General features: G+C 72.4%; 9 protein-coding genes. 2 read left to right on the forward strand and 7 right to left on the reverse strand.

All coding sequences use genetic code 11. The features are described from left to right. Nucleotides 1-10: 10 nt before the first annotated feature. The 4 genes from ACFYWI_RS23660 to ACFYWI_RS23675 all read right to left on the reverse strand — a co-directional run bounded on the left by ACFYWI_RS23660 (nt 11) and on the right by ACFYWI_RS23675 (nt 4,616). Complete coding sequence (locus ACFYWI_RS23660; protein WP_389236021.1) at nt 11-2,104, reverse strand: xanthine dehydrogenase family protein molybdopterin-binding subunit; 2,094 nt, start codon at nt 2,102-2,104, stop codon at nt 11-13. Then, complete coding sequence (locus tag ACFYWI_RS23665; protein WP_389236023.1) at nt 2,101-3,102, reverse strand: FAD binding domain-containing protein; 1,002 nt, start codon at nt 3,100-3,102, stop codon at nt 2,101-2,103. Before ACFYWI_RS23665 ends, ACFYWI_RS23660 begins: the two co-directional genes overlap by 4 nt. Then, a complete protein-coding gene (locus ACFYWI_RS23670) occupies nt 3,099-3,638 on the reverse strand; it encodes a (2Fe-2S)-binding protein (RefSeq protein WP_389236025.1) in 540 nt (179 codons plus the stop codon). The genes ACFYWI_RS23665 and ACFYWI_RS23670 overlap by 4 nt, the downstream gene beginning before the upstream one ends. Nucleotides 3,639-4,232: 594 nt before the next feature. Beyond that, nucleotides 4,233-4,616, reverse strand: a complete 384-nt coding sequence (locus ACFYWI_RS23675; protein ID WP_389236027.1) for a DUF6479 family protein — start codon at nt 4,614-4,616, stop codon at nt 4,233-4,235. Nucleotides 4,617-4,708: 92 nt separating this feature from the next. Between ACFYWI_RS23675 and ACFYWI_RS23680 the strand changes: the two genes are divergently transcribed. Continuing rightward, nucleotides 4,709-4,936: a hypothetical protein gene (locus ACFYWI_RS23680; protein ID WP_389236029.1), complete on the forward strand. Its 228-nt coding sequence runs from the start codon at nt 4,709-4,711 to the stop codon at nt 4,934-4,936. 30 nt (nt 4,937-4,966) lie between these two features. Here the strand turns inward: ACFYWI_RS23680 and ACFYWI_RS23685 are convergent, their stop codons facing one another. From ACFYWI_RS23685 to ACFYWI_RS23695, 3 genes are all read right to left on the reverse strand, one after another. Beyond that, complete coding sequence (locus tag ACFYWI_RS23685) at nt 4,967-5,464, reverse strand: peroxiredoxin (protein ID WP_389236031.1); 498 nt, start codon at nt 5,462-5,464, stop codon at nt 4,967-4,969. A gap of 348 nt (nt 5,465-5,812) precedes the next feature. Next, the gene (locus tag ACFYWI_RS23690; RefSeq protein WP_389236046.1) at nt 5,813-7,219 is read right to left on the reverse strand and encodes a tannase/feruloyl esterase family alpha/beta hydrolase; all 1,407 of its coding nucleotides are present in this window, start codon (nt 7,217-7,219) and stop codon (nt 5,813-5,815) included. Between the two features lie 699 nt (nt 7,220-7,918). After that, complete coding sequence (locus ACFYWI_RS23695; RefSeq protein ID WP_389236034.1) at nt 7,919-9,181, reverse strand: DUF6777 domain-containing protein; 1,263 nt, start codon at nt 9,179-9,181, stop codon at nt 7,919-7,921. A 160-nt stretch (nt 9,182-9,341) separates the two neighbouring features. Between ACFYWI_RS23695 and ACFYWI_RS23700 the strand changes: the two genes are divergently transcribed. Next, nucleotides 9,342-10,691, forward strand: coding sequence for a streptophobe family protein (locus tag ACFYWI_RS23700; protein ID WP_389236036.1), 1,350 nt, complete (start codon nt 9,342-9,344; stop codon nt 10,689-10,691). Nucleotides 10,692-10,782 lie beyond the last annotated feature (91 nt).

Genomic DNA, 10,782 nt, shown 5'->3' on the forward strand with positions numbered 1-10,782 from the left:
CCTCGCGACGTCAGGGCAGACGAGGCAGAAGCCTGTCCGGGGTGAGCGGGAGATCCCGCACCCGTACCCCCACCGCGTGATGAACGGCATTGGCGATGGCGGCAGCCGTGCCGACGATGCCGATCTCGCCGATGCCCTTGCTCCCCATCGGGTTGAGATGCCGGTCGTCCTCGCTGATCCAGTGCGCCTCGATCTCCGGTACGTCCGCGCACACGGGCACATGGTACGAGGCCAGATCGCACTCGGCGAAGTCCCCGAAGGCCGCGTCCATGGTGCTGCCCTCCATCAGCGCCATGCCCAGGCCCATCGTCATGCCCCCGATGAACTGGGAGCGCGCCGTACGGGGGTTGAGGATGCGGCCGGCGGCGTACATGCCGAGCAGCCGGCGTACCCGGACCTCGCCGGTGACGGTGTCCGCCTGGACCTCGGCGAAGTGCGCGCCGAACGCGTACCGGGCGAAGGGCGGCTCCTCGCGCGTCTCCGCCTCGGTATCGGCCGTGACGGTCACGCCCTCGGGCGGCAGCTCCCCGGCGAAACCCGCCAGCCGGGCCGCGAGTTCCGAGCACGCCTTGTGCACGGCCGACCCCCACGACGCGGTGCCCGCCGAGCCGCCGGCCAGCGGCGCCGCCGGCAGATCGGTGCTGCCGATGTCGATCCGCACCGCGTCCAGTGACACGCCGAGTGCGTCGGCCGCGATCTGGGCGAGCACCGTACGTGCTCCGGTTCCGATGTCCGTGGCATTGGTGCGCACCAGGAACGTGCCGTCCCGATCGGCGTGCGCACTCGCTGTGGACGCGACGATCAGTGCGGGATACATGGCCGAGGCGACGCCGGAGCCCACCAGCAGATTCCCCTCCCTGCGTACGCCCGGGCGCGGGTCGCGCTGCTGCCAGCCGAACCGCCGTGCGCCCTCCCTGAGGCAGCGGGCGAGGTTGCGGCTGCTGAACGGGCGGCCGCTGTCGGGCTCGGCGTCCGGTTCGTTGCGCAGCCGCAGCTCCACCGGGTCCACCCCTGTGGCGACGGCGAGTTCGTCCATCGCCGACTCCAGGGCGTACATCCCGGGTGTCTCCCCGGGCGCACGCATCCAGGAAGGAGTGGGCACGTCCAGCGCGGCCAGCCGGTGGACGGTGCGGCTGTTCGGCGAGGTGTACATGACCCGGGCCGGAACCGCCGCCTGCTCGACAAACTCCTTGATGCGGGAGCTCTGGGTGATCACCTCGTGGGCCAGCGCGCCGATGACACCGTCCGATCCGGCGCCGAGCCGTACACGCTGCAGCATCGGCGCGCGGTGGCCCACGACCGTCGCCATCTCACGCCGGGGGACCGAGATCTTGACCGGCCGCCCGGTGTGGCGTGCGGCCATGGCGGCGAGCACCACGTGCGGGCGTGGCGTGCCCTTGCAGCCGAAGCCTCCTCCGACATGGTCCGAGACCACGGTGACCTGCTGCCTCTCTAGCCCGAACAGCCGTGTGAGCGCTTCCCGTACGGCGTTGGAGCCCTGGCTGGAGTCATGGACGACCAGCCGGCCGTCCTCCCACCGGGCGGTGGAGGCATGCGGCTCCATGGGGTGGTTGTGCTGCGCGGTCATGGTGCAGGCGGCGTCGACGCGGACGGCGGCCGCGGCAAAGGCGGCGTCGAAGTCCCCGCGTTCACGGACGGCCGGGTACCCGCCGTTTGCCTTCTCGGGCGTGTAGATCCCGGGGTGGTCCGCGGTGAGCCGCACGTCGTGCTCGTCGATGTCGTACTCGATGCGTACGGCATCGGCCGCGGCGCGGGCTTCGTGCAGTGTCTCGGCGACCACCAGGGCGACGTACCAGCCCCGATGGGGGACCTCGGCGTCCTGGAGGAGCGCGAGCGTGGCGTCGTCCGGCTGATGCACCCGGGGCGCGTTCTCATGGGTGAGTACGGCGATCACGCCGGGCAGCGCCGTGGCCGCCGCCGTGTCGATCGCCGTGACCCGGCCGCGGGCGACGGTGGCCCGCACGGGCCAGCCGTGGGCGCAGCCGCGCGGCGTGTGGTCGGCCGCGTAGCGTGCCGTGCCGGTGACTTTGGCGCGGGCCTCCCGGCGTACGGCGGGCGTGCCCGAGGCGGGTGCGGAGGTCATGACGGGCCCTCACCTTCCGTGGTGGCGAGCCTGGTGAGCACGTCCACGGCGAGATTGCGGGCGAGCGGCACCTTGAAGCCGTTGTCACGCAGCGGTACGGCGCCCTCGAGCGCGGCGTCCGCCGCCTGCACGTAGGAGGCTCGCGTCGCAGGCGCCCCTGTCAGCGCGTCCTCCGCGGCGTCGGCGCGCCACGGCCGGTGGGCGAGCCCGCCGAACGCCAGCGCGGCATGCCGCACTCGGCCGTCGCGGACGTCGAGCACTGCCGCCACCGACACGAGTGCGAAGGCGTACGAGGCACGGTCGCGGGCCTTGCGGTACGCGGAGCGCACACCCGCCGGGACGGGCGGCAGCTCCACTCCCGTGATCAGGTCGCCGGGCCGGAGCCCGGTGTCCAGGTCCGCCCGGTCGCCCGGCAGTCGGTACAGGTCGCGTACCGGGACGGTGCGCTCACCGGTCGCTGCGTGCACATGGACCGTGGCGTCCAGGGCGGCCAGTGCGACCGCCATGTCGGAGGGATGCGTGGCGACGCAGTGCTCGGAGTGGCCGAGCACAGCGAGATCACGATGGACCCCGTTCAGCGCGGGACAACCGGTACCCGGCGTGCGCTTGTTGCAGGGCTTGGTGATGTCCTGGAAGTACGTGCACCGGGTGCGTTGCAGCAGATTTCCCCCGGTCGTCGCGGTGTTGCGGAGCTGACCCGAGGCCCCGGAGAGCACTGACTGCGACAGCGCGGTGTAGCGGCTGCGGACGACGGGGTGGGCGGCGAGGTCGCTGTTGCGGACGGTCGCGCCGATGAGGAGCCCGCCGGCCGGCGTGCCGTCGATGCGGTCCATCGGCAGTCGGCCGACGTCGATGAGCAGCCCGGGCGTGGCGACCCCGAGCCTCATCAGGTCGACGAGGTTGGTGCCGCCCGCGAGGTACTGGGCATCGGACCGGGAGGCGAACGCGGCCACGGCCTCAGCGGCGCTGCCGGCGCGGAGATAGGCGAACGGCTTCACGATGCCACGTCCTCGACGGCCGCCACGATGTTGGGATAGGCGGCGCACCGGCACAGATTGCCGCTCATGCGCTCCTGGATCTCGGGCCTGCTCAGCACCACCGGCGCGTTCGGCGGGTGCCGGGGGTCCGTCACCAGGGACGGGTGGCCGTCCGCCGCCTCGGCCAGCATGCCGACGGCAGAGCAGAGCTGGCCAGGAGTGCAGTAGCCGCACTGGAGGGCGTCGCGCGCGATGAAGGCTTCCTGCAGTGCGTGCAGCGCCCCGTCGTCGGCGAGACCTTCGACGGTGGTGATGTGTGCGCCGTCGAGCGCGACCGCCAGCAGCAGGCAACTGTTCGCGCGCCGTCCGTCGACGATCACGGTGCACGCACCGCACTGGCCGTGGTCACAGCCCTTCTTCGTACCGGTCAGATCCAGGTCCTCGCGCAGCGCGTCCAGGACGCTGGTGCGATGGTCGAGGGTCAGGGTGCGGGTGGCGCCGTTGATGTGCAGAGTGACCGGGGAACGATGAGCCCTCGCGGCATCAGGTGCGCCCACGTCATCCGGTCGGCTGGTCGGGTCCACTCCGTAGCGCCCTTTCCGTCCTTGAACCGATCGTTTTGTCCCTGTCCTACCAGCCTGGAGCCGATCGAGCGGTTCGGCCTGGTGGCCGGCCGATGATTCCGGCCCCCGATTCAGGCCGATGACCGACCGGCTCAGACCCGTCGTCGACCCCGCACCGGTCGCGGGGGTGCGGTTCGGGTCCCTGGAGCGGCGAACCGCCGGCACCGCTTGGCGGTCAGGGGCCCGACCCGTCGACGCCCCGGCCTCGAACGTGTTCTCCGGCTCCGCGACCGGTCCGGGGCAGGAGGGCCTCGCACCATCCACCCGTCGCACCGTGCCGCCCTGGGCAGCAGCGCATCGGCGGGAGCCACCGCACCCCGTGTACGGGAGCGAGGCCCGTGGTCCTGGCCGACAGCGGCGCGTGCCGGAATCCGACCCATGAAGCCCGGCACCGTGCCACCGACGTAGAGGGCCCGGTTCCGGGGCGCATCCGGACAGCCCCGCCGACGCGTACGCGCCCGGGACACACCGGGTTTCACCCGGCCGGGCGTGGTGAAGCCGGCGGACGCGCGCCGGACGTCGTGGCGATCAGCCGCCGTGGCCGCCGCTGCCGACTGCGCCGCCGCTGTCGTCCCGCGGGTGCTTCGGCGGTTCCGCCTCGGGAGCGGGCCTGCTGGGCAGGTTTCCGTAGCCCGGCATCTCGTGCGGATACAGCTGCTCGCCCGGCGCGAACTCGTCGGGTTCGCGCCGGGTCTCGACATGGCTCGGGTGATCGGGTGGCTTCGGCTGCTCGTCGCGCCGCAGCGGCGTGGCACGCCGCTTGCGGCCCATCTGCATGACAAACCAGACGAGCAGAATCACCAGCCCGATGACGATCAGGGTGAAGACGATGACTGCGGGGGCTCCCTCGCCGGCAGCGAGCCAGGCGGGTGCTTGGGGTACGTCAGCGGCCGTAGGGCTGAAAGTGACCATGCTAGGCAGGTACCCGTTCTCAGCGGGATATCCGTCGATGGTCCGGAAGGGATCGCCCATCCGGACCGCACGGCGTCGGGCCTGTCCGTCGCATGCCCGACGCGAGCGGTGATGCGGTGGTACCGCTCCACGAGCCGACCGGCGGCGGCACCCGGACCCGTCTCACACCGGGTCTCACGGCCACCGTGGTGACGGCGACGGAACAGCTCGACAACGCCCCGAACGCTGCGGGGCAGCCCGAACTCACCCATGGATCGATCCAGACGGCGCCGTGCCTGTTCGCACCGATCACGCTGCGGCTGATGCGCGACCCGGCCTGACGCGGGGGCGCCGTGCCCGCCGTCGTACTGTCACGCTTGCTGCAGGGTGGCGAGGTGGCGGGCCAGCGTGTCCGTCGACTGGAATGTGGCCCCGAACAGCCCTACGTGTTTCCAGTGCAGGGTGCCGTCCGCGGCGATCAGGAAGACGGCGCGGCGCAGCCCGATCCCGGGAGCCGCGACGCCGAAGGCCTTCGCCACCGACCTGTCGGTGTCGGCGAGCAGCGGCATCCGCAGCCCGTACGTGCGGGCGAAGCTCTCGTGGCTGTCGACGCTCTGCGGGCTGATCGCCCACACGTCCGCGCCGCAGTCCGTGAAGGTCTCCAGACCGCTCGAATACGAGCACAGCTGCTTGGTGCACACGGTGGTGTCGTCGCCCGGGTAGAAGGCGATGACCAGCGGTCGGCCCTGCTGTTCGCGGAGCGTGAAGTCGCGCCGCTCGAAGGCGCCGTCGGCCGATCCGTCCGTCAGAACCCCGCCCGGGAGGGTGAAGTCCGCGACCGGTGCGCCGATTACGGGAGATGCTGCCATGGGAACTCCTGCTGCATTCGTGGGGTGCGGGGCGTCGCGTGTTCCCAGCATTCTTGCTGCCCGGCAGAGCGCCGCCGCGGGCAGGTCCCGACCACAGCACCCCGATGCGCCTCGCACCGAGGCCGGAGCACACCGGGGCGCCCCATGGAGGTCAGGGAGCCGCCCCGGCGTTGTCGAGGTGTATCAGCCCTTGCCGACCCGAGATCTGCGCGATGCGACATCGGAGCCGTCCAGCGCCGACACACCCGACCTCAAGCACAACCCACCGGACATCCGTTGCCGGCAGCCGCGGGATCCTCGGCTTCAGGACGACTCGTACCGAACCGACTGCGAGTGGCTGACGCAAAGTCACCAAGACCGGTGGAGCGGGCAGTCGGTCAGCAGATCCGCGGCGCCCGGACCGCCGCCGTGCGGTCGGGCGACCGTGTGGCTCGGCGCCGGCTCCGTGCCCCGCTCCAGCCAGATCTCCAGAGCCGTGAAGGCGGAGCGGTGGCACGGCGTCAGCGGCCGCAGCCGGTCCGGGAAGGCGTCGTACAGCGAATCGACATGGGTTCCGCCCTCGATGCGGTAATAGCGGAACAGGCCGCCGCGACCCGCGGCGCGCACCATCCGCGCGTACACATCGGAGTCCCGGCCGATCGGCAGCAGCACATCGAGCGTGCCGTGCAGGGTGATCAGGGGCTTCCCGATGCGGCCCGTGAGCGCGATCCTCCCGACCGCGCCGTGCACCTCACGCGGCCGGGCCGCGTAGTCGTAGTCGGCATCGCAGGCCGGTGTCCCCGGCGCGCAGAACGGGGTCCCGGCCTCCGTCGCCCCGTCGTACCCGGGGTCGAGCTCCTCCCGGTGGATCCGCTGGGTCAGATCCCAGTAGTACTGGTGGTGGAAAGGCCACAGGAACTCCGAGCCGGCGGGATATCCGGCGGCGAGCATCCGCCGGTGCGCCTCCCGCGCCCCCGGACCGCCCGCCGCGTACACCGGATAGCTGCGCAGCGCGGGCGGCAGGAAGGTCAGCAGGTTCGGCCCCCTGCTGCGCCAGAGGGTGCCCTCCCAGTCGACGCCGCCGTCGTACAGCTCGGGGTGGTTCTCCAGCTGCCAGCGCACCAGATAGCCGCCGTTCGACATCCCGGTCACCAGCGTGCGCGACGGTGGCCGGTGGTAGCGCTGGGTGGTGACGGCGCGGGCGGCCCGGGTCAGCTGGGTGACCCGGTCGTTCCACTCGGCGATCGCGTCGCCCGGCTCGTTGCCGTCACGGTGGAAGCCCGCGGAGGTGTTGCCCTTGTCGGTGGAGGCGAAGGCGTAGCCGCGGGACAGCACCCAGTCCGAGATGGCCCGGTCGTTCGCGTACTGCTCGCGCACCCCAGGGGAGCCCGCGACGACCAGGCCGCCGTTCCAGTGGTCGGGCAGCCGGATGACGAACTGGGAGTCGTGGTTCCAGCCGTGGTTGGTGTTGCCGGCGGAGTCGTCGGGGAAGTACCCGTCGATCTGGATGCCGGGGACGCCGCTCGGCGTGGCCAGGCCCGCCGGGGTCAGCCCGGCCCAGTCGGCCTGATCCGTGTGCCCGGAGGCCACGGTCCCAGCGGTCGTCAACTCTCCCGGACACGCCACCTCTTGGCGCTCCGCGCCGGGCACCTTGAGCGCCGCCGTCCGGGCGCAGTGGCCCGCCGAAGACTGCGCCGTGGCGTCTGAACGCCGGCCTGCCGAGGCCGGCACGGTCGTGAGGGTGAGCAGCAGCGCGGCCGCGCCCGCCGCGCCCATGGTCCGCCGGAGAAGACCGGTCGTTCCGGGCGGGCGGTCGGAGAGGGCAGGGCTCGGTGGCAGAGCGAAGGGCACGGAGAACTCCTGTGACGAGTCAGGGGGATGAGGGAGGAAGGCTCAGGGGCACCCGGCACCGGGGACGATGCAGCGACCGGCCGGGTCCGGCACAGAGCAGTGGGGTCGGCGAGGGTGGCCAGGCCGGAGTTGTCGGCGTAGAACCGGCGGCGCTCGGTGCAGCCGTGCGGCGCCACCGCGACGGCGGGGCTCCGTGGGAGGGCCGGCGGCCGGTGCACTTGCATCGTCAGGCTGCCCGGGTCGGCACCGAAGTCCGTGACGCGTTCCAGGGCGACGGCCGCATGGGCGGAGGGCGAGGGGCGAGTCACCGGCTGCCGGTCGGCACGGCGAGCACGGCGGGCATCCGGCCGCCGGCCCGGCGCAGCAGTGAAGTCGGCTGCGGCCAGGCGGGCTTCGGCGGGCCTGTACGCGGTGGAATCCGAAACGCGGTGGCACCCGAACCTCCCCCAGGCGACTGATGCCGGTCACAGTAGAAACCGCGCGCCAGCCGGAGGAATGGTGCAGCCCCCCATAGCCCCGACCGTCGACGACGGGGCACACCCCGTTGCGTGCACGGGCGTTGTGCTGCTACGTGCAGGTCGCGGAGCCGGACTGCGCAGTCCCACGAGCGCCTGGCGGGATGCCTCAGTACACCAGTGCTTCGGGCGGGGGCGGTTCCGCGGGGGAACCGGACGCGGGTGAAGGCTCCGACGGCGGCGGCGCTGACTCGGACGGCGGGGTGTCCTGCGGCGGAGTGTCCTGCTGCGGGGGTGATGACGGCGGCTGCTCCCTCGGCGGTGGCTCCGAGGACGGGGTGTCCTCCCTCGAGGGTGGCTCGGACGACGGGGTGTCCTCCGGCGAGGGCGATGACGGCGACTCCGGCGACGACGACTTGTCGGTCGGCGGACAGCTCTTGGACTTCGACGGGCACGGCGACGGCTCGTGCTTGGGCGGCGGCGCGTCCTTGTCGCGGCGGCCCGTGTCCCCCGCGGGGCGTGCGAACCACTTCTCGTCCTCGGCGTCGTACATGACGAACGCCTTCACCTCCTGCACCGCCGGCGCCACGATCACGACGTTCGAGGGCCGGTACCCGGGCCAGGAATCGCCCGTCGGCTTCGGGGTGCCCTCCTGGGCGACCGGCGGGCGCAACGGGTTGCCGCAGGCGCAGCGCACTCTCGGCACTCCCCGGTCGTCCACCAGCACAGCCGTTCCGGCCTGCAGCACCGCCTGATAGCTGGTGGGCGACCCGTCCCTGTAGCCGTGGTACGTGACACGGGTGTCCCATCGCAACTGCACAGGAGTGAGCGAGCGCAGATAGGCGGGTACGGCGTTCGGCCCGATGCCCAGGACCTGGGCGAACGCCCGGTTCTTCGACGGTTCGGCGCCCAGCGCGGTGATCTGCTTCCCCACATCGCAGCTGGGCACCTTGCGGGTCCCTTCGTACAGGCCGGGCGCTGATCCACGCACGCTGCGGGTGACGTTCGTACCGGCCTCGGTCGCGCCCGGCGCCGCGGTCGCCGGCGCCGGGGTCGTCGGTTGACTCTCGTTCGCGGTCGACTCGGTGAACGGATCGGGCCCCGCCGAGCCGGCGGCCTGGAGAAAGAGCTCCTTGCCGCCGCCGGATCCGCCGTCCGGCCGGGTGAACACCACGGCCAGCACCACCGCCGCCACCAGCGCGGCGGCGATCGCGGCGATACGCGGCGCGGACCGCCACCACGGCCGGCCGGGTTCTCCTCCCGTGCCGCCGGGGCCGCCCTGCTGTGGCCCGCCGCCGCTCGGTGGACCGGAGGGACCACCGCCCGACGAGCCGCCGGGAGGAGGCGGGGGAGGGCCCTGCCGCCCGGGACCCGACAGCGGGCCGGAAGGGGGGCCGGTGGGGCGGTCTGAGGACGGAGGTTGGGAACTCACAGCACTTCTTCCCAGAGGTAGGAAGGCGGGAGCGGTCGACCGTCACCCGCTTTGTCGCTCACCGTGCCTATTGTGTGCTCCGGGTCGGGGCGGCTCGCAAGCTGACGCCGGTCGGCCCACCCGAGCGGCGGCCCCCGATTCCGCTGCTTAGCGTGTCAGCGTGAGTCAGCAGGCATGGAGCGAAAGCCGGCCGGGGCGCGGCGCAGAGGGCGCCGCACCCCGTGCCGCGCACGGCTGGCTGCAGGCCCTTGTGGCCGTACTCGCGGGAATCGTGGCCATGGTCGTCCTGGCAGCCCTCGGCCTGTGGGCGGCAGGCGCAGCCGATCTGCCCGGCGGCGCGTTCCCCAAGGTCGTCGCGGCCGTCGTCGTGATGGCGGCGGGCGGCTCCGTGGACATCGGCGGGGACGCCGGAGCGATCGCCGAGACCAGCGCCGACCTCTCGGTGCTGCCCCTGTCGGTGACACTCGCCGGTGCCCTGGCCGTCGCGGCCGGCTTCCTGCGGCCGCTAAGGCATCGCGCGGTCGCCGGAAGCAGGGAACTGGCGGGCTGGGCAGCCCGGTTGGCCCTGCTGTGGGCACTTGCGCTCATCGGTCTGTCGGCACTCGCCCGCCACACCTTCACGATCCCGATCGAGGACCCGACCGGAGATCTCATCGGCGACCTGCTGGACGCGACCCCGCGCGTGGGGTTCCGCGCCGACATCCCCCTCACTGTCGTGTTCGGACTGCTGTGGCTGGTGGGTGTGCTCATCCTGGCGCTCCTGGTGTCGCGCGGTGCCCCGCTGCCCGCCGGGCTCGTGCGATTCCAGGAGTCGGTGAGGCCGGCGGCCTTCGCCATGGTTGCGCTGCTGCTCGCCTGCGTCGTGCTGGGTGTGGTGATCGGCCTCGTGGCCGCGGCCACCCAGGGCCACGCGCGGGACACGTTCGCCATGATCCTGCTCGGCCTGCCGAACCTCGTCTGGCTCGCCTTCACGCTCGGGCTGGGCGCCACCTGGGAGGGGAAGGTCGAGGGGCCCTTCGGGCTGCCGATGCCGCAGGTCCTCGACGCCGTACTGCGCACGCCCGACCTCTCCACGCTGAATCTGCGGTCGCTGGCCGATCAGGACAGGGCCATGTGGTGGCTCGTGGCGGTCGCCGCCGTCCTGCTGCTCGGTGCGGCCTTCGTCATGGCGGTCCGGTCACCGGCCCGGATACGTGCCTGGCAGCACGCCCTGCACATGGCGGTCGCTCTCGTCCTCACCGTGCTGACGATCTGCCTGCTCGTCCGTGTCTCCGCGCACTACGGACTCTCGCTGCTGGGGCTCGGCGATCTCGGCGGCAACCTCGCCGGCGAGGTACTGCTGCGCCCGCGGCTGTGGACTGCGCTCGGCCTCGCCGCCGTATGGGGACTGGTCACCGGCTTCCTCGGCAGCCTGCCGGCCTCGATGGTCCGCCGGCGCGGCGAGGTCGTACAGGACGAGGCACCCCCTTCCGGTTCAGGTGAGGCGGGGCGTCGCCAGGACAGGGCCTAGGAGTTGTCGTCAAAGTGTCACGCCCACATCAGCAGCGAGGCGAGGGTTACGGCTGCCTGGTAGGACTCGGCGGTTTTGTCGTAGCGGGTCG

This window comes from Streptomyces sp. NPDC002889 (assembly GCF_042888425.1).
Taxonomy (GTDB): Bacteria; Actinomycetota; Actinomycetes; order Streptomycetales; family Streptomycetaceae; genus Streptomyces.